General features: G+C 41.5%; 11 protein-coding genes. 4 read left to right on the top strand and 7 right to left on the bottom strand.

The features are described from left to right. Positions 1-7: 7 nt before the first annotated feature. From H6G40_RS18170 to H6G40_RS18160, 3 genes are all read left to right on the top strand, one after another. The gene (locus tag H6G40_RS18170) at positions 8-352 is read left to right on the top strand and encodes a YbaB/EbfC family nucleoid-associated protein (RefSeq protein ID WP_002733791.1); all 345 of its coding nucleotides are present in this window, start codon (positions 8-10) and stop codon (positions 350-352) included. Positions 353-411: 59 nt separating this feature from the next. Continuing rightward, positions 412-1,134: a pyridoxine 5'-phosphate synthase gene (locus tag H6G40_RS18165; protein WP_002734980.1), complete on the top strand. Its 723-nt coding sequence runs from the start codon at positions 412-414 to the stop codon at positions 1,132-1,134. Positions 1,135-1,201: 67 nt separating this feature from the next. Beyond that, positions 1,202-1,513 carry an MgPME-cyclase complex family protein gene (locus H6G40_RS18160; protein ID WP_002734125.1) on the top strand — a complete coding sequence of 104 codons (312 nt, stop codon included), beginning with the start codon at positions 1,202-1,204 and terminating at the stop codon, positions 1,511-1,513. Positions 1,514-1,554: 41 nt separating this feature from the next. On the opposite strand, the gene H6G40_RS18155 is transcribed toward H6G40_RS18160, so the two are convergent. Then, positions 1,555-3,183: a DUF655 domain-containing protein gene (locus H6G40_RS18155; RefSeq protein ID WP_002732410.1), complete on the bottom strand. Its 1,629-nt coding sequence runs from the start codon at positions 3,181-3,183 to the stop codon at positions 1,555-1,557. Between the two features lie 355 nt (positions 3,184-3,538). Here H6G40_RS18155 and H6G40_RS18150 point away from each other — a divergent pair, with 355 nt between their 5' ends. Further along, positions 3,539-5,965: a dynamin-like GTPase family protein gene (locus H6G40_RS18150; RefSeq protein WP_190538117.1), complete on the top strand. Its 2,427-nt coding sequence runs from the start codon at positions 3,539-3,541 to the stop codon at positions 5,963-5,965. A 606-nt stretch (positions 5,966-6,571) separates the two neighbouring features. On the opposite strand, the gene H6G40_RS23470 is transcribed toward H6G40_RS18150, so the two are convergent. From H6G40_RS23470 to H6G40_RS18120, 6 genes are all read right to left on the bottom strand, one after another. Then, positions 6,572-10,993: a hypothetical protein gene (locus tag H6G40_RS23470; protein ID WP_242028797.1), complete on the bottom strand. Its 4,422-nt coding sequence runs from the start codon at positions 10,991-10,993 to the stop codon at positions 6,572-6,574. A gap of 247 nt (positions 10,994-11,240) precedes the next feature. Next, complete coding sequence (locus tag H6G40_RS18140) at positions 11,241-11,981, bottom strand: hypothetical protein (RefSeq protein ID WP_242028796.1); 741 nt, start codon at positions 11,979-11,981, stop codon at positions 11,241-11,243. A 43-nt stretch (positions 11,982-12,024) separates the two neighbouring features. Then, positions 12,025-15,753: an FkbM family methyltransferase gene (locus H6G40_RS18135; RefSeq protein ID WP_190538114.1), complete on the bottom strand. Its 3,729-nt coding sequence runs from the start codon at positions 15,751-15,753 to the stop codon at positions 12,025-12,027. Positions 15,754-15,801: 48 nt separating this feature from the next. After that, positions 15,802-19,566 carry a tetratricopeptide repeat protein gene (locus H6G40_RS18130; protein ID WP_190538112.1) on the bottom strand — a complete coding sequence of 1,255 codons (3,765 nt, stop codon included), beginning with the start codon at positions 19,564-19,566 and terminating at the stop codon, positions 15,802-15,804. Between the two features lie 164 nt (positions 19,567-19,730). Further along, positions 19,731-20,189, bottom strand: coding sequence for a hypothetical protein (locus H6G40_RS18125; protein ID WP_190538110.1), 459 nt, complete (start codon positions 20,187-20,189; stop codon positions 19,731-19,733). A 602-nt stretch (positions 20,190-20,791) separates the two neighbouring features. After that, positions 20,792-21,265: a hypothetical protein gene (locus tag H6G40_RS18120; RefSeq protein WP_190538108.1), complete on the bottom strand. Its 474-nt coding sequence runs from the start codon at positions 21,263-21,265 to the stop codon at positions 20,792-20,794. Between the last annotated feature and the right edge of the window lie 199 nt (positions 21,266-21,464).

Raw genomic sequence — 21,464 nt, 5'->3', positions numbered from 1 at the left:
AAACATCATGGCACAAGGACAAGGATTCGGATTCGGTCTCGGTAAGATTAAAGAACTACAAGACGCTTTCCAAAAAGCGCAACAGGTGCAACAAGGGGCCAAAGTTCTGCAAGAAGAACTGGAAACTATGGAAATTCCTGGCCAGAGTGAAAATGGCTTGGTGACAGTCTATCTCAGTGGCAACCAAGAACCCCGGGGGATTGAAATCGACCCTTCTCTCCTCTCCCAAGATCTGGAGATTGTGGCTGGGTCTATTCTAGAAGCCATGAAAGCCGCCTATGATGCCTCCACGGAAACTATGCGCAGCAAAATGGAAGAACTGACCATGGGTTTAAATATCTCCAGTATGTAATCGCTTTTGACCGCAATGGTAAGATGGAAAGTTGGACTAACAAACAAGGAGGTTCAACTTTGCTGACTTTGGGTGTCAATATCGACCATGTGGCCACAATTCGCCAAGCGCGTCGGACCGTGGAACCGGATCCCGTGGCGGCGGCAGTTTTGGCTGAAATCGGCGGTGCTGATGGCATTACCGTTCACTTGCGCGAGGACCGTCGTCATATCCAAGACCGCGATGTGCGGCTCCTCCGGCAAACGGTGCGGACTCATCTGAATCTGGAAATGGCCCCGACGGAGGAAATGATCGCCATTGCTCTCGATATTAAACCCGATTATGTCACCCTTGTCCCCGAAAAGCGCGAGGAAGTGACCACGGAAGGGGGGATCGATATGCTGGGCAATTTTAACCGTTTTTGTCAGGTTGTCGAGCGCCTACAAGCGGCTAATATCCCCGTTAGTTGGTTTATTGATGCCGATTTTGCCCAAATTCAAGCGGCCGCTAACACGGGGGCGAAATTTATCGAACTCCACACTGGTCAATACGCCGAAGCACAACAGGAGAGCGATTGTCAAGCGGCATTAACAATTCTTAAAGAAGGTTGTGAATACGCTTCCTCTCTGGGTTTGCGGGTGAATGCTGGTCACGGTTTGACCTATTGGAATGTTTATGCCGTCGCCTGTTTGCCCAATATGGAAGAATTGAACATTGGTCACACAATTATCAGTCGTGCGGTTTTAGTCGGGTTGGAACGGGCTGTTAGGGAAATGAAATTGGCTATGCGTGGGCAATTGTAAAGGCTATCAGCTATCAGCTAATCTCCCGACTAGGGAACAATTACACTGAAAAATTAAAGGAAAAATGATGACAACTTATTATTATTTGGTAGCCAGTCAAAAGTTTTTAGAAGAAGAAGCGATCGAAAAGGAAGTTTTGAAGGAAAGAATCAGGAATTACCAAGAAAAAGGTCAAGAAATTGATTTTTGGTTAATTGCCAATCCAGCTTTTTTAGATACCCCCGCTTTTGCCGATATCAAAAAGAAAACTCCCCAACCAGCAGCGGCAATTGTTTCTCTCAACCAACAGTTTATTACTTGGCTGAAATTGCGTCTAGAATACGTGATTACTGGACAGTTTGAGGCTCCTTCCGATAGTATTCCCGATCCGTTAAAATAGTCCCTTTTGGACTGGGGCAAAAAATACAGACGAGACAATCATCACCAGCTAACTTTGCCTTGCAGCTTGTTAATTTTTCCCTTACCGATTCCCGATACTCGATCCAAATCTTCTAGGGAAGTAAAGGGTTTTTCTTGCCGGGCTGCGATAATTTTTTCGGCTAATTTGCCACTGATACCGGGTAAAGTATCTAGTTCCTCTTTTGTGGCGGTGTTTAAATTAATTAAGCGATCGCTTTTAACTGTTACGGATTGGGGGCAGTTTTTTCTATCCCGTTCGATCCGATTTTTAATAGTTTCCGGCAGTCCTAATTTAGCGGTACGGTAAAGATATTGAAATTCTCGATCAAAATGAGCGGCAACGGTGGGATTATCGATAATAACTAAAGCTTCATCATTTTGATGGTTAGCGGCTCTTGACCAATTATGAGAACCAGTGATCACAATTTTATCATCGATTAAACCGAATTTATGGTGTAATTTATCTCCCGCCGCTAGAGCGGGAACTCCTAGGGTATTAATTGGGTTTTGCCAAGGCTGATTATCTAGTTCATAACGACATTTATTACTGAGAGCAACTCCTAATAAATCTAATCCTTCGCTATAGTATCGGAAGGCAAAACTAGGATCAATTAAAGCTTTAATTTCTATCCCTTTTTGATGTCGTTGATCGAGAATATTAGCTAAAGGCTGTTCTGTAAAGACAAACAGGGCTAAATTCACGGATTTTTTAGCTTTATTTAAAGTTTCACCGATCAGACCATTGCTAGTAATTGCCCAAGGATAAGCGGTAGAATCGGGGGAAAATTTTACCGTCAGACTACTATTACCGATAGTAATTGTTTGCGGGTTTCTCTGGGGTTTATCTAACCCAAATCTAGGCCGATCTTCCCTTCCCCACATCAGGTTAAATTCTTTTTGAAAAACTCTAGCTAGTGGGGGATTAGTAATTACTAATAAGTGATTGGCATTCCCGACAGTTTTGGGATTAGAAAAGTCTCCATGAATATCACTTAAGGTATAGTTAGCTGAACTGATTAAAGTAGTGTGATGATCAATAACCATGAATTTATGGTGCATTAAACTGCTACCTTTTGAGCGATCTGCACTATCATCAATTAGGGGAATACCAGCTTTTTTGAGGATAGTAATTGCATCTCTTTGGGCGATTTCCTCCGCACTTAATTTACCATCTCGATTTAGATCAACTAAATCAAAAAGGTTTTGATAACGTTCCTGTTCTCGATCGCTTAATTGTTCTTGGTTTTTGGCTAAACTATGAATAGGTTGATTGTAAATATTTTCGAGGATAACCCTAACTTTAATTCCCTGCTGCTGACGAGCAACTAAAGCTTGAGCGATGGCGGGTAAACGTAACTCTTGCACCGCTAGATCGATCGAACTTTTTGCCGAGTTAATATTATCAATAATAATCTGTTCTAAATTATCCCCTGGACGATTAATTTGGCGATAGGGATCGGTATAATTTGAACCCTGGGCCTGATTATAATTAAAATAGACTTGAATATATTGATCTTGGGGCAAGGGTTGGGGACGATTTTGGATAGCATTGAGAGAATGACAGCCACCCAAAAGAAAAACTGTTCCTAACAAAAATCCTAACTGTCTCATCGGCTGAATTTTTTTTAATCTCAATTTATCTATTGCCATTTTTGCCCATATAATTATCATTGTACTAGGATTGAGGAGGAGTCAGGAGAGAATTTTTACCTAAGGAGGTTCTCGGCAATCAGTATGTACTAAATTGATTATAAGTAGTCGGACATAAATTCTGTTGTCTATCTTAAGAAATGTAAATTGCCGCAATTCTTACTGACTACTGACTCCTTACCCCACAGTTAACTTTACTTTTGTCCAACTACTTAATCAATCCTGATTCTAGATTGAAGACGATGACTTTGTCCTTGATTGCTTAAATCGCCGACCAAAGATCTGACATCTAGTTAGTGAATTTTGTTATAATCTGGGAAACAATAGCACTGTTCTTCTAGATCTGGGTTTTACCATGACTGAACTTTTACCCCAATGCAGTAATCTGGCTGGTAATGTTAACAGTATAATTGAACTATTAAAAGGCGAATCCTCTCTCCGCAATCAACAGGATACCAGCAAGATAGAAATCGCCCTACAAAAAGCCATTTCTCCCAAATTTGAAATCGTTTTCGCTGGTGCTTTTAGTGCGGGGAAATCAATGTTAATCAATGCACTTTTAGAGCGAGAATTGCTGTATAGTGCCGAAGGACACGCAACGGGTACAGAATGTTATATTGAGTACGCAGAAGCTGATGAGGAAAGAGTGGTTTTAACCTTTCTCAGCGAAGTAGAAATTCGTACTTTAGTCGATACCGTCTGTCAAAATCTGCAATTAACCAATCCCAGTAACATTAATTCCCCGGAATACTGTAGTCAGTTAAACCAATACTGTCAAAAAATTATCGAACAGGAAGGGGGAGAAGGCAAATCCGAGCGAGCTAAACAAGCTCAGGGTTTAAAATTATTAATTGAAGGATTTACTCAAAATCGTGAGCGAATCCATACGCTGCATAATGCCACCTATTCCATGGAACAATTTCACTTTTCTAATTTAGCAGAAGCGGCCAGTTTTGCCCGTCGTGGTAGTAATAGTGCCGTCTTAAAACGTCTAGAATATTACTGTCATCATCCTCTCCTTAAAGATGGTAACGTTTTGGTAGATTTGCCCGGTATTGATGCCCCAGTCAAAAAAGATGCCGCCTTAGCCTATCGTAAAATAGAGCATCCTGATACTTCGGCAGTGGTTTGTGTTTTAAAGGCTGCTTCTGCGGGAGAATTAGCCACAGAAGAAACGGAATTACTCGAAAAAATTCGCTCTAATGCTGGTATTCGTGATCGAGTTTTTTATGTTTTTAACCGCATTGATGAAACCTGGTACGCATCCCAACTAAAACAACGTTTAGAAAACCTGATTCAAACGCAATTTCGTGATACTTCCCGCCTCTACAAAACCAGCGGACTTTTAGGATTTTATGGGTATCAGGTGAAAAATCAAACCAATATTAATCAGCGTTATGGTTTAGATTCTATCTTTGCCGAAAGTGTCAAAAATTTAGGAGGACAAGAAGAAACACCGCAATTTGTCAGCGAGTTTAATAACTATTGTGCCAACTCCGGTAAATTACTGGCAACTCCCTTTAAAGTTTCCATCCACGGTTATGAAACTCCCAATAAAAATTATTTCCGAGTTTTAAGTGAGTGGGGAACTCCTTTACTAGAGCAGTTAATTGCTGATAGCGGTATCGCAGAATTTCGCACGGCAATTACTCGTTATCTCACCGAAGAAAAACGTCCGCAATTGTTTGCTAATTTAGCCGATGATTTACAATCTCTCTGCATTACTCTGAAAAATCATTATCAAGGGATTTATCGTGATTTAGAAAGTCAACCACGAGAAATTGAGGCGATGAAAGCTCTGGAGTTAAATCACCTCAATCAAGAGTTAAAAGAAGTGGGAGAGAAATTAACTAAACATATCGATGGTTATGTCAATGCTATCGTGGTTAATAGCGATGAAAACTTTGAGGAAGACTTTAAGAAACTGAAAGCGAGAATGGTATCAAGATTGGATGAGTTATTAAATACTTTTTCTGTCAAAAATGCTTACTCACAAGCGACTTTAACCCATCCCCGCAATGCTACAGCACCTTTATTAGCAGTATTGGTAGAAGCTTTTTATTATCTGTCTAACCAGCTAGAAGATGTGTTGATTGAGGAGTCAACAAGTTTAATTAGTCGCTTTTGTCAGCGTCTTTTAGACGCGGTAAGGCAAGGTGATTATTATCGGCAAATTTATCGTTTATTGGGTAACGATAGTGGCATAGAAAATCATCTAAAACAGCTAGAAGATCAGTTAATTCATGCCTTAGTTTCCGAAGCGAGAACAGAGTGCGATCGCTATGTAAGAGAAAATCACAATTTTTACAACGAAGGCACTTTTTCTATCTTTCAATTTCGGCAAACTGTCCAACAAACTGCCCAAGGTTATGACTGTGAAAGTATTCTTGATGCTGAACCTGCTATTCGTCAATTACTTAAGTTAGATTTTGAGCCAAAAGTATCAGCGACAATTCAGAAAAACTTCCGTCAAACTATTAATAATACTCTGAAAAATCAATTGATACCAATGGCAAAAAAACAAGCCGATACTATTCTACAACAGTTCAATCAAGCTCGTTCTTATCTAGAACAAACCTTAGAACAGGAAGCGGCAGAAAAAATTGCGAATAATGCCCACAAACAGGAAGAAATTAACCAAAAAATTGAGAATTATAACCAAGCGATAAATTCTCTCAATACTTGTTTAACTGCTATGGGTTTACAGAAAAATCATTTACCTGTCATTGGTGAACAAGAATTAGAGATTGCCCCTGAAGTTGTTAATCACTCCAGCAATTAATATGGGGAAATTATCGGCATGAAGCACCAATTCCAGTGTGAATTGGCGTTGTCTTTGAGTAAAAAATGTAAGTTATACTGGCTCTTCGTTACTTGTTATGGTTCGATAGGGGGGCATAGATCGACTAAATCCTTATCTGGCAAGAGACTTAATTGATTAGTTCGCTCTAGATAAAAAACAATTGACAAAAATCGCTAAATGACTTTCTATATAAGGGTTCCATCCCTTATAACCCCCGTCCATTGCATAACACAAACCGAAGAGCCATAATCAATCCCGATTCTAGGCAGTAATCTGGCTGGTCATGTTAACAGTATAACTGAATTATGTCGTCCTTTGTATCCGGTAGAAGAATGTGCGGTTAGGCAGTTTTGATCATTACCCTTAATTAGGGTTTGATCAATAAATGTGAAATGTAGGCAAGGTAAGGGTTTTGTGGCTTTTCTGGCGAAACAGGTGCCAGATTTTGAGAGAATCGTGCTTCAAAACCTTGCGTCTTCATCGGCCCGCGTCCCGTAGGGGCGAAGCATTCGGGCAATAACCTATCGGTGAAACCGGAGATTTTCTATCCGAATGCTTCGCCCGTACTTTTTCAGCAGACCCTAATTAGAACTTAAAGTTTATGCTAGATTGAATTCGACCCCTAAAACCAGAATCACTATGACCCAGATAAGCTTCTATGGAGAGCAAAGATGAAGGATTATTGTATTTGATTACCAAGCCATAGTTAGGATCTTCAAATTGGTTATCAAAACCCCGAGTAGCGACGGAATAGTTACTATAATAAAATCCTAGTCTCGTACTACCAAGTTTTTGATCTTTAATAATGGGATAAGTTGCCTCAACAGAATAAAAAACTTTATCGCCAAACGAAATAGGAAAAATAATATTTAATCCTGAAGACTCGGAAAAATTAAGAGAACTAAAATAGGAAATATTCCCAAGACTAGACCTGGGAGCTGCCGCATTTAATTCTTGAGGGCTGAAGCTAAAGTTACTAAACCAAGTCAGATTCCAATTTTGTCTCACGAACTGAAAAACATTACCAAAATTGGCACTGGAAATATTCAAACGATTAGGACTACTATTCCAACTAAAATTGACAAATGGCGAATTACTAATAATTGTCTCCCATTGTTTGTTCTTATTATACCAAATGTTATTAAAATTCCACCTTAAGTTAATACTGGAAAATATTCCAACTGTTTTTTCCTGGAGATCGGAAATATTTTCATCAATTTGAGGAGAAGATTGAGGATATAAATTTGTCCAAGCTCCCAGGGATAAACTATAGCTGAAACCCTTGCTTGTACCGGAGAGTATAAACTCCAAAGCGGGTAAATACAAATAACCGATGTAGGACGTATCTTCAAATTCTCTTTGACGAAATCGACTAATTTCTATTCTGCCAAATTCTATGTCGGCGGCTTTCCCAGGACCGACAATCGGAAGAGCAGTAAAAGCTTCGGATTGTACTGCCAATTGTTGCTCGAACAATACATCTCCCTGGCTATTTTGAACTTTTGTAAAAGCAAAACTTGTACGATTCAAAGGTTCTATATTCGTAAATTCAATGGGGACATTAACACCAGTATAGGCTAAGGGTCCAAAATCATTGGGAGATATTACAGAAAAGAATAGAGGACTTTCCGGAGTCCATTCACCAATTTCTCGACTAAAAAATTGAACCGCCCTTTGATAAGTACCAGTACGCAATTGAAAAAGCAGAGAACTATTAGGAGTAACATGATCTGTGATTGTATAACTACCAGATACTTGATTTAATTGACTAACAAGGTTTGCATTCTGAAGACTATTATTTAATCTTAGGTTCATTGCTCTTCTATCAGCCGAGGTGGATTGAGTAGAAAAAGACTCGGGAGCTTGATTCTCTTCATACTTTTGTCTGGCTGTGGTTAGAGCGCCATTAATATCATTCGGGTTGAGTAAGTAAAATAGCCCCCCCAAAGCTAAACCCAAAGTAGCATTCACCATTTGTCTCTCATCTACATCACTCAAAAAGGGAGATACGGTTAGGGAAACGCCAGGATTAGCAAAGACATTTGTATAACTTAATTCAACTTTTTCAGGGTGATATTTTAGAAGAGTTCGATTCTGGGAATAATTGAAAATATAACGATACCAATTATGAGTTTCTGGCTCAAAAGAACGAGTCGTAATTTCGGGCGCTCGTTGACCGCCACTATACCAGATAAGAGAATTCAGGTAATGAAAATCTCGCTGCTCTTGAGTTAAAAAAGGATTGCTCATCAAAGCGACAATATCATTATTCTGCAATTGTGAACTATCAAGATTTAACGCACTAGCATAAATTCGAGACAATTGATCCTCAAATCCTTTGTCAAATTGTAAGGTTTTTACCCCGGGTAAGGAACTGAAAGACTGATTGAAGTTAAACCCCGCCGTTGTGAAAAAATCTCCTACTGTAACCCCGATTTTGGCTAAATTTTCTAGGGGAATTCTTTGGCCAATTTGCAATCTGACTTTATTGTCTAATAAACCTTGAAAGTTAATAGTAGGAAACCCTTGTAAAAATTTGGGAGCATTTTCTGCATCTAAGTTACCGAAAGAAGAACCTCCCCCCTGTTCGGTAAAAGTTGAAGCTTTACGAGTGTCATCCAAACTAACAACCTCAATCTCTCCGTTAATATTAAAAACTACTTGAGGAACACCTGGCACACCTTGAGGAGAAACAACCTCAACAGCACCGCTAGTAATATTTAAGTTGTTATTATCTTTTTCAAAACCCCTAGCACTTTCAAATGCTTGAGGTAGGGCAAAGACTGTCTGAACTCCGAAAAATGGGATCGTGGAAATTGCCGTCTGTCGAGATTTTTGAGTAATAACGTTTCCCTGATAATTGATGTTGCCATGAAAGCCATTTGTTTCAATCACGACATTGTTATCATAAAGCCAATAAAATTGCTGATTATTTGGATAGTAAGAAAAATTAAAGTTTTTAAGTAGAGGATCATTAAACTCTTTAAAACTTAATTGATTACCCAGGGAATATTGATCTAAATCAAAAGTAAGATTAACATAAAAATTAAGAATAGTTGGCCTATATTCGTAGGGGTTTATTGTAAGTAAGTCATTGGTATTAACAATAAAAGGATAGCGTACCGCAACACTTTCCAGAAAACTCTTGACGGCAATATCTTTAATTTTCAATTGTTCCTCAGTTAACGGGGATTGACTGGGAACTTCTTCCTCTGGTTTAATAATTTCTGGAACTGGAGGAACTGGAACAGTGGGTACATCTTTGGGAATAAAAAAATCTGAGGTTCCAGTTTGTGCTAAATTTAGTTGGCTAATTTCTTTGTATGTAACTATACCAAAAACAGGTGCGTTAATGATATTTTGATTTAATTCTAAGTCATTCAATATATCAATTATTGCCGGCGTAGCAGGAATAGTAAAGGGAGCTAACTGAGTATCTGCCGATAAAAATTCTTGAGCGGGAATCTGAGCTATCGATCTATCGCCGGAAGAATCAATCTCCAGTTTGATGGTGGTGGTGGGAATTTCCCAGGTATCAATTATTGCCGGCGTAGAAAAAGTGGTAAAGGGAGCTAACTGAGTATCTGCCGATAAAAATTCTTGAGCGGGAATCTGAGCTATCGACCTATCGCCGGAAGAATCAATCTCCAGTTTGATGGTGGTGGTGGGAATTTCCCAGGTATCAATTATTGCCGGCGTAGAAAAAGTGGTAAAGGGAGCTAAACGAGTATTTGGTAAGAAAAATTCTTGAGCGGGAATCTGAGTAATGACCTTCGGTGAGGAAGAACTAATAGTTACAGTTGCAGCCGACCCTTGATCCGTTTCGGCCCGACGGTGATATTGCCCCTGGGTGAGGAACTGACGCAAATCCGAGTCATCCTCCACTGACGGTTGATCAGATAGATTCAGAGACCCGGTTGAAGCAGAATTTGGAGAATGGGGCAGAGACTGATCCAGGGTTTGACTGTCCAACGGCATTAAATCTGACGCTTTTCCCGAGAGATTCTCCCCAGAAAAAGCTTGAGTTATCAATACCGACTCCGTGGAGGGCTGCTCGGAGCGTTTAGAGAGACTCTCTGAAAGGTTCGGGGAGGAGGAACCAATAGTTACAGTTGCAGCCGACCCTTGATCCGTTTTGGACTGACGGTGATATTGCCCCCGGGTCAGGAACTCAAATAAATCTGACTCATCTTTGGCTGAAGGTTGATCAGATAGATTCAGAGACCCGGTTGAAGCGGAATTTGGAGAATGGGGCAGAGACTGATCCAGGGTTTGATTGTCCACTGGCATTAAATCTGACGCTTTTCCCGAGAGATTCTCCTCAGAAAAAGCTTGAGTTATCAATACCGACTCCGTGGAGGGCTGCTCGGAGCGTTTAGAGAGACTCTCTGAAAGGTTCGGGGAGGAGGAACCAATAGTTACAGTCATAGCCGACTCTTGATCCGTTTCAGCCCGACGGTGATATTGTCCCCGGGTCAGGAACTCAAATAAATCTGACTCATCTTTGGCTGACGGTTGATCAGACAGATTCAGAGACCCAGCTGACGCAGAAGAAACGGTTTTTTCTGTTTCAGCGACTTGAATGGTCTCTTGACGAGATTGGGTTTCTCGGTTCGCCGATGCTGCCGCAATCGTAAGAGACACGCCCTTAACATCGAGGATTTGTTCGGACGATCGATCGAGTAAGATTTGCCCCGAATCAGAAGTCAGAGCCTGATTTTGGGCAGAACACAAAGAAGGATAAAACCATTGCAACAGTTTAGCTTCTATGGCTTGCCAGTTAACCAATGGGAGCGGGTCAAATTTGCCAAACAAATGATCGCTTGATTGGTAGCGATGATCAACATACAGTATAATTGAACTAAAGCGTTTGACCTGCCCGTTAACCAATAACGATTCATGAGCATCATAAAATAACAAAATGAAGGGGGTTGAGCTAATAGCTAAACCCGACAAAATCACAAAAACAAAGAGGTGATTCGGAGACTCATTCGATCGCCTTGTCATCGAGATTCAGAAAGATAAATATTTTAGGCACTCCATACCGGATAAGCAATACGGCTCACCACTACTACCAAATCATCATCGAAAATGTTATCTAGAAGAGGGCGTGTGTTTTATGCCCCTACATAAAACGGATTTGCTCCACATTTGTGGGCGCAGGTTCTTTGCGCCCACAAATGTAATACACTAGAACGTTTCCGCCCGTGATATTGCGAAAGTCATTGGGCTTACTTACTTATCACCGTTCATCCTAGTCTAAAACCGGAGGCGTGAAATTAACAGTTAAAGTTGATGACTGAATTGTAAATGGGTTGGAAGGATTGCTGAATGAATTGTTAAAACTAGAAGTTATCCCCGTCGCTTGTTGACTAGATGGAAAAACTACATTAACTGTAGATACCGTGACAAGCTGACCATTGACTGCTGTTGGTTGTGGAATAGCAATACTTGTGCTGCCAACTCCGGTCGTTTCGTTTGTCACTCCATTATTGTTAATAACAGAAAGAAAACTAGGTTCTGTATTACCTTGGTTTCCCGTGACGGAAAAAGTAAGGGGTTTTAACTCAGGAACAGCAGTAGGAACACCATTATCATTAAATGTGACATTTACTGTCGGAATTACCGGAGTGGGAGAATTGATTAGGGAAGTAGATGGAATATTATTTGTTGTTGTTACGTTTACCGTCGGAATGATCGGTTGAGATCTGAGGCTGGTAGCAGGAATATTATTTGTTGTTGTTACGTTTACCGTCGGAATGATCGGTTGAGATCTGAGACTGGTGGCAGGAATATTATTTGTTGTTGTTACGTTTACCGTCGGAATTGCTACATTTGGGGTTATTACGGGAATAACAGGAGTAGCAAGACCTGGAATAGAAATTCGGGGAATTGACTGGGCAATTACCCGATGATTAACGAGAAAAATTTGTGAAACAATAACTAAGACAGTTAGTGCTGATTCTTTGGAGTTGAGTCTGCTGAGAGTTTTCATTTTGTTAGCCTCATTTTTAATTGTTGACAAGGGAATCACGCTGTCACTTGTTTGGATTGTAAACAGCAATTAAATTTAACTGACTGTTGAGCTGGTTGGCATCGGTGACAGGAACTAACTCCTGGATATAGGGGCGGTAACTGTAAACCTGATAACCCTTTGCTTGGATGTATTCCATTATAGCACCATTGCTACCGTGGGCTCCAGCAATATTTTCATAGATAATATTGGGCTTAAATTCTGTTAATAAACGTTCTGCTCCCTGTAGAACTTTTATTTCATGTCCCTCGGCATCTATTTTTAACCAGTCAACCCTCGTCAGGTTTTCTGTTTCAATTAAACTATCAAGGGTTAAACATTGAATAGTTACAGTATTAGCCGAATCGGAACTAGGGGAATTATCGCTGATAACTTCATTTAACTCACTGGCATTATGGAGAGATAGTTTCGCCGAACCACAATGATCACTGGCCGCCGCTTCGTAAATTTTAACCCAAGGGAGTTGATTGATACGGCTTGTTTCTTGTAAGCAGTTTACACAAGCTTTAAATGGTTCGATAGCGATGACTTTCCCTGTTTCTCCCACCCTTTGAGCAGCACTAAAGGTATAAACTCCCACATTTGCCCCCACATCAATAACGGTCATATCATGACGGATTTGGGTACGCCATAATTCCATTTCCGCTTCAAACCAATCTCCTTGGGCGAGTAAAACAGCAGTGGTAATACTTTTTAAGTTAGCTTCCACTGTCAGAATGAGATTATCATAGGGAACATAAGTAAAAGGATTTTCCGGTCTGGCTTGGGTCCAAATCCACTCTCCCACATCGGGAGAGTTGGGGTTAAAATGAGTGACCCCTTGCTGAAGCCAATATTCTGCCGCTTTTGCTTCCGGTAAGTTACGATAAGCCAAATAAAGAGCTTGTATTGAGGGTGCGTAATTGGGATTAATCTGATGGGCTTTGAGCAGGTAAAAAATACCATACCCTTTTTGCCCATAAAAATGATCAATTCCTACTTGTAGAGCAATTCCTAGTTGTAACTGTACGATGGGAGATGTTGCAAGGGATTGAGAGATTAATTGTAGGGTATCTTGCCCAGAAGCGTTGTAAAAGGAGGGTTGAGATAGATTAAGAACTTCGGCACATAAAAATAATATTTGCTCGTAGCAGTTTTCGGCTGCTAGAATTTTCTCTAAATATTCAGCTTTGTTTAATAAAGTACGGGCGGTGGAAGGTAAATAGACAAGTCCTTTGTTTGAAGCGGTTTTCCTAAAAGCAGGATCAAGAATACCGACAAAAACAGAATAAGCTAAAACATAGGCTTTGCTGTAATCGCCTATTAGACTATAAATCAGCGCTAAATGGACGGCGGCTAAGGGATGGGCTTTTCCCTGCTCCAAAACCGCTATCGCATTGTTTAATAGTTGTTTGCGAAAGGCAATATCTTGTGTCTCTTCTGCCTCAATAAGCATAATAACTGCTACATTGTTCCATTCTCTGAGCGTAGTGGGTTGATTCCAGTTAGTATTATCAGCAAAAGCTAAAAGTTGATCACAATCTTCTGAGGTAATTTGAGGGCAATTTTTCTGCACATATTGACTGTAATAATTGAGGGGACTTTGCGTCTCTGTTTGAGAGCGCATTGCACTTATTTGTTGATCACCGGACTCTAATGGTTGTATTTTTTCCTGTTCTAGTTTGTTCCACATCTGTTGATAAGCATTTTCTAAGGCTAGAGTTAAACCTTCTATATCTCCTAGTTGAGATTTTTGAAAACGCTCTCTTAAGCTAGTTCGTAATTTAGCGATCGCATCTAGATCCCGAGCAAAAGTAATGGCTTTGTTAACGTACTCTTCAGGAGTGTGAGCGATCCAATCCCCTAAGCCGATCGCCTGTAGGAGACTATTACCCATCCGTTGAATTTTACGATCGCCAGCAAGGGTTAAAACCGGAACCCCCATCCACAAAGCATCGCAAGTGGTAGTACAACCATTGTAAGGAAAAGTATCAAGGTGAATATCGATACGATGATACAAGGCGAAATAATCCTCAGCCAATGTCGGTGAGTCAATTAATTCAACTTGTTCGAGATTCAAGCCCTGTTCTTGCAGGAATAATTCAACACTTTGTTTTTCTTCGGGATCGTCTAAATTATGATAGTGGCTTTTGAGGATGAGACGGGACTGAGGTAATGCCTGAAGGATTTTTGCCCAGAGGGATAAAAGGAAAGGATTAAGTTTAGAAAAATTGTTCAAACAACCAAAAGTAATATATTCTGAACTTAAAGCGGGCAGGGGATTGACTTCTAGGGCTTCCGGGGAAGGTTGATAAGCCACATAGCATCTGGGGAGTCGCCAAATCGTCTCGCTGGTTTTTTCTTCCGTATCTACGGGGTGTAAATGATGATCGGTAATCCAATAATCGATGGTAGGGATACCTGTCGTGGCAAAATAGCCCAAGTAGGAAGCTTGAATAGGGGCAGGTTTGCTAAAAAAGATCGGCAAGCGATTATCTTCCGTATGACCGGCTAAATCAATTAGGATGTCAATCTGATCCTGTTTAATTTGCTCGATTACCTGCTCATCGGTAAGTCCGAGGGTTGATCGCCAATGATCGCAAGAAGACTGAATTTCTTCCGTTATTTCATCAACTTTTTGGATTTCCCCATAACAATAAATCTCAAATTTTTGATGATCGTGATGTTTAATAATTGGGGCAATAAACTTGCCCACGGGATGACGTTTAAAGTCAGGGGACACATAACCAATTTTGAGTTTGTGTTGGGCAACAGACCCTTGGTTAGGGATATTTGGTTGGGGAATAGTCAATTCTGTAATATTATTACTTGTATTTCCCCTGAGGATCGATAGGCCAATATTAATTACTTCTGTGAAATTATATTGAGGATTAGAACCATAATTGACGGTGAGATATTCCAGTAATTCTAAAGCATAATCAGGAAAGTACAATATGTCCGCGATACAAGCCTGTTTTAATAGTTTTTCCGGGGATACAGAGCTAGGTTGACTAAGTAAATCTTGAAAGTAAAAGGCATCAGACCACAACAGTTGTCCCGAAAGATACTGAGGAATACCCGCTTTAATCTCAACAGGAAAAGATTTTTTGGAAATACAATGTAATCCTTTAAAACCTTGAAGAAAAAAACCTTGCTGCCGTAAATGATTATCTACGTCAGCAAAAAGCGGTTGATTTTTATAGATAGGGGCAAATTCAACTTCGGTTTGAATAGCCAAGGTGCTGTTTTTGATGATCTGTTGCGCCCCTTGAAAAATATTTAATTCTGCCCCTTGTACATCTACTTGCAGAAAATCGATGCTGTCAACCAATTCACTGGCACAAAAACTATCCAGAGTGGTTGTTTCTATTTCTGATACATAATCTAGGGTAAGAAATTCTGGTAGAAAATTGCGAAAACGAGATACATAGCTGTGATTTGGTTCATAAAGAGAACTACACATTTTCTCTTTAGTAACGTATAGTTGGGATTTGCCTTGAGTGTTACTAAGGGCGATGGGAATATGTTTTTCTTGATGCCTGATATTTCTTTCCTTTAAATTCTGATTCATGCGCTTACATTCATCAGCATCGGCCTCAAATCCATAGATAGTTAAGTTAGGGGCAAAAATTCCCCACGATTGACTACTATAATCATCAGCCCCAGAAATTTTTCGAGAACCTATCTGGGCGATGGTAATATGAATGTTATCTAAAAAATGTTGAGCTTTTAGCGTTTGTAAGAAGATAGTCATGGTAGTAAATTTAATGATTATAGAAACAACTGTAACTATTGACAATATTTAAGTTTGGATTTTGTTCCGATACCAACGAGAGGAAGCATCGTAAATTTCCTCGGAACTAACTTCTTTAATACCACTCAGCGCAAAAAGAAGTGCTGTATGGGCTAATTTATTTGCGGGATCACAGCGGAGGGACTGACGAAAACAATCAACCGCTTTCTTCTCATCAGGTTGACAGCTATAAACCACTCCCAGATTGTAATAGGCCATCGCATAGTCGGGATCTAACTCGATCGCTTTTTCAAAACAACTTTTTGCCTTGGTTAACAATTTTTGCTGCTTATAACTGATTCCTAAGTGTAAATAGGCGATCGCATCTTGGGGTTTGGCTTGAATAATTTTTTGGAAGCAACTGACTGCTTTATCAAACTTTTCCTGTTCGTAGAGAACGACTCCCAAGTTATAGCGCAATTCTAAGTTATCGGGTTGCAGCAGTAAGGCACAACGGTAGTATTTTTCCGCTTTGGCATAGTTTTCTTGACGATCATACAGTTGCGCCAGGGATTTATAAACCTCCACATTAGTGGAATCTAATTGTACACTATGGGAATAACAAGCGATCGCCTTTTCCGTCTCTTTTAACTGTTCATAAACCAAGCCGAGATTATAAAAAGCGCTAGGATAATCAGGCTGAGATTCAATCGCTTGTTGATAATAACTAATCGCCTCCTCTAATTGTCCTTGTTGTGCGGCTAAAAAGCCCAGATTATGATAGGACTTGGCATAGGTGGGATCTACTTTTATCGCTTGCAGATAGAAGTTTTTGGCTGACTCCAATTCTCCCGTAAGGGTTTTTTCCCTTCCAAGTTGGTGATAATATGCCGCACTGTTCTCCTCTGGGACCACGGGAAGGGGAGGAGAATTAACCTTATTTTGTTCCTCTAAATAAATTTGCCACATTTGTCGATAAGCCTCCTCCATCGCCGCTGCCATTCCCTCGGCATCTAACAATTCCGATTGAGCTAGGCGATCGCGCATCGTGGCTCGTAAATTGGCTAAATAGACAGTATCTTGAGCAAATTGCACCGCCTTCTGCACATAATCTTCGGGAGTATCCGCAATCCACTCGTCTAAACCCACTGCTTTTAAGAGGGTGACACTCAAACGCTCCATATTACGTCCCCCGGCTAAAGTCAGGGTGGGAACTCCCATCCACAGAGCCTCGCAGGTGGTAGTACACCCCCCATAGGGAAACGGATCAAGATGAATGTCCACATTGTTGTAGGACGAAAAATGTGCTTGATCGCCGGAGAATGCCCCTTGAATGAACAGTCGATCGGCACTGACACCTCTCTCTGTAAAGTTAGCAATTAAATTAGCTTGAACTTTCGGGTCTCCTCCTGCATGGCCAATTACTTTAAGAAAGAGACGAGAGTTAGGAACGGCTTTCAGTATTTGGCACCAAACATCAAGGGTTTCAGGGGTTAATTTTCTGGTGTTGTTAAAAGAACCGAAGGTAATTAAACGCGTTTTCTCAAAAGGCGGGGGTGAAACCGCTGGGGTGTCGAGATAGTTGTCATAGGTTAGATAACAACGGGGTAAACGCCAAATTGTCTCACTGGTTAATTCGGGAGTGTCGGAAGGATGTAAGTCCTCATCGGTAATCCAATAATCAATGGTGGGTAAACCCGTGGTGGCAAAATAACCTAAATAGGTTGCTTGAATGGGGGCGGGTTTTATTCCTAGCACTTTGAGGCGATTCCCCGTCGTGTGACCGGCTAAATCTACCAAAATATCGATTTGATCTGCCTGGATTAACTCCGCTACTTCTAAATCCGATAAACCCACGGTAGAGCGCCAGTGATCGCAGGTCGCTTGGATTTTTTCGGTAATCTGATCTTCTTTTTCCACTTCGGCGTAGGCAAATATTTCAAACTGATCGTGATGATGATTTTCTAGTAAAGGTTTAATAAAAAAACTACAGGAGTGACGACGAAAATCAGGAGAAATATAGCCGATACGCAAGCGGTGATCGGGGTCTGGTTGTCTCCGGTGGCGTTTGAGGGTAGGAAGGCTCTGTTTAACAACGTGGTAGATATACCAAAGATAGGAACTATCGAGAATCTCCTGGGGAGAAACAATGGTCAATGCGCCAAGACACCACAATAAAAATGAGTGGTTAACAGAATCATGCGGATCTAGTTGCAGGAATTTATGGCAATAATCGACCGCGTTGGCTATTTTGCCGAGTTTTTCAGCACAAACAGCTAATTCTATGAGGGCTGAAGGATGATCATTGTCTATAGTTAAGATTTTTTGATAATAGGTGATCGCCTCGTGAATATAACCAATTTTTTCTAAGACCATGCCACAATTTTGTAGCGCGGGAATGTGATTAGGGTCAAGGGTTAAGACTTGGCGATAATAGGCGATTGCTTCAGGTAGTTTTTCCTGTTTTTCAAAGATGAGGGCCAGATTAAATAGGGGTTCAATGGCCGAAGGTTCAAACTCCAACGCCATCTCATAACAGTTTTGCGCCTGAAGGAATTTTCCCCGTCGCTCCCATTGGTTGCCTGTATTAATTAAATAGGCAACAAAATCTGGCAATAACTCCCATTCCTTCGCCGTTAAAAGACTTTTGGCTTTTGCCGATTCCCCTTGATCTTGCCAAAATTTAGCCAATTGAAACTTGATACTAGGATGATTGGGGTCAAGATTTAAAACCTGAGTCAAGCATTCGCCTATTTCCAGGGTGATTGCTTGCTTTTTCTCGTCTTCGAGGTTTTCTCTCTGGTTAATTAATTGCTGTTTGAGATTTAAGCCTAAACGATAGTAGGCTTTAGCGTATTGAGGATTCAACCTAATCGCTTGACGATAATAGTCGATCGCCGATTGCCATTGTTGTTGTTTTTCATTGACAACCCCCAAATTGTAATAGGATTGGTAACGTTCAGGCTCTAACTCGATCGCCTTGAGATACCAAGACTGAGCCAAAGCAAAATGACCCTGCTGTGTGAATTGATTGCCCAGATAGTGGGCGATTTCCGCACCTTGATTCCCTAAACCGCAATCGGCAAAGGAATCGATCAAAGAATTTTTTATTGCTTGATAAACTAGCTCCCGCTGCTCGGGTAATATTTTCCAAACGTCTTTTTGTAGGGTTGCTAATAAATCCAGCCAAGTTTGCCAATTTATTTCTTTAACCAAATTTAAAAATATTTCCCTAAAGGTTTCGCCGGTTTCATCTCCGCCGAATAGCAGCAAGGGTTTAAAGAGACAGTGGATTAATAACTGCTCTTCCTTGGTGAAATATTCCTGCCAAGGCGCAGACTCGGTTGGAAAATCTAATAAATGCTCGATCGGATAATCTTGGCTATTAAACCTTAACCCAACGGACTGGGCTAGAGCCTCTATCTGCCCTAGGGGTGTTTGCCTGATGTCCTTTTCTTTTAACCAAATAACTCGATGGGCTAAGGGCAGCCAAATATGGGGCTGACATTGCAACTGTTTGGCCACGGCTTGGGTAACGGTCTCTTGACTACCCGTGATGGCGTTGCCCAAGGACTGACGCGGATCCGCGTGGCTATAGACCACTAACGCCCCCTCCCGTTGAATCTCCTGAAGGGCATCTTGCCCCAATACCTCAAACTGCAATAAAAGGGGGATAGCTTCTTCCTGCCGTAACCTTAAATAACGGTCAAGAGACACCGCGTCTGGAAATACCCCCGCCTGAAAATCGAGGCCCGATTGAGTGTACAGTTCACCCAATACTCGGTAACTCCAAGCGGTTTGATAGTAGGGAATACGATTACAGAATATGATCATTACAACGACTGCATTCGCAGAGCTAGAAAGATTCAGGTTATTGGCAACCACTCAGAAGACGTTTGGGGAGTAACATCAGTAAAAAATTCTCCCCCTACCCTTCGGCTTTGCCCAGGGTAACAATTCCCTCACTGAAGCGCCGACTTTAAAAAGGGGACTTGTTGCTAATCTAAGACGGAAGTAACAGCAGTCCAAGCCCGGACGATACCAGACACATCCCCAAACTGACCGGCAGCAGCAGCCTGCGAAATAGCATCGGCAGTGGCACGCTCAACTGTTAGTTGCGTACCTGAGTTTACCTCCACCGTAGCGGTCAATACTGCGCCTGTAATAGCAACGAAGTTTTTGTCCTTATCCAGGGTATCGTAACTTATTTGTACTGAAATAGGAGAACTGAAAACGTAGTCACTGGAGGGCAATACTTGCTCGATGGCAAAGCTATTGGTGGCTGCAGTGTTGCCGTCGGTGAGAATGCTAGTGGTGGCACCGGACACTCGAGATTGGGATGCTGCACCGATAAATTGGGCTTGGGTGCTTTCGCCAACGGATAATACACCCGCAGCGGCGAGACCACCGGCTAGAATAGCTGCTCTGGCGATTTCTTGGTAATTAGAGGCCTTCATTGTTTGTCTTTTTTGTTAAGGAGTCAATGATTTTAAGGTCATGAGGCAGACTATGGCTCAGTTCTTCGTCTCGATAAGCTGTTGACTATCTCAATTACTCGTTAAGATTGCGGGGGAGCGGGCTTCGTCCGTGAGCTTAACCGAAAGGGAGCGGGGAGAGGCAGTTTGAGCATTTGTACCAAAATTTCCGATAGCGCAGTTTAAATTCAGTACAGCTTACCCGCGTTTTCTTGGTATGGATCGTTACAGACTCGACCGTCATCAGCTATATATAACTGCGGTTGGCCACTGTCAAGGTTTACCCCCCAGAACTCTTGGCTTTGTCAATCACCCATTGCACGTAAGTACCTAAGCAAAATTAATTACACATTTCGATAAAGCTTTTGCCTATTGCCTCTTGCCTGTCTTCACTAGGAGATTTATTTTGCATGACTACTTATCCCTTGCGATTGATCGATTAAAAAGAGGCCACCCAGGGCAATCCTGGGGGGCAACTGCACCACTTTTCTACTAGCGAAAAAAAACAGCAAGAGTTAATTCGGGTAGTATGTGGCTACAAAGTGGTATTTTTCACCTGGGTTGAGACGGGTTACCCACTTCAACTAATCTAAGACGGAAGTACCAGCAGTCCAAGCCCGGACGATACCGGACACATCTCCATACCGACTGGCGGCTTGAGCACCTGAAATAGCAGTAGCAGTGGCACGTTCAACCGTTTGGTTGGTAGATGCGTTTGACGCCACAACAGCACTAAGCTGTGCTGAGGTAATAACAGGAGTGACCACGCTGCTATTCGCCCCAACAGAAACGGTTGTAGCGTAACTCACGGATACCGTTTGAGTGCCGCTGAATACATAGTCAGCAGAGGGCAATACTTGCTCGATGGCAAAGCTATTGGTGGCCGCAGTGTTACCATCGGTGAGAATGCTAGTGATGGCGGCGGACACTCGGGATTGAGATGCTGTACCGATAAATTGGGCTTGGGCGCTTTCGCCAACGGACAATACACCAGCAGCGGCGAGACCACCAGCTAGAATAGCGGCTTTGGCGATTTCTTGGTAGTTAGAAGCTTTCATCGTTTGTTTCCTTTGTTAAGGGGTTAATGGTTTTGAGGTCATGAGGCGGGTTATGAACTGTTTGGTCGTCTCAATGCCCTCGTTTTTTTTGGTATGGATCGCCAATTCAAAAATGAAACGCATCAACCTCAAGAGTTGACAAAGAAAGGCTCATCAGGTACTGTCTGATCATTAACAAAAACAAATCAGACCCAAAATG

The organism is Microcystis viridis FACHB-1342 (genome assembly GCF_014698335.1).
Classification (GTDB): Bacteria; Cyanobacteriota; Cyanobacteriia; order Cyanobacteriales; family Microcystaceae; genus Microcystis; species Microcystis ichthyoblabe_A.
This window is presented reverse-complemented; position numbering and strand designations above follow the sequence as displayed.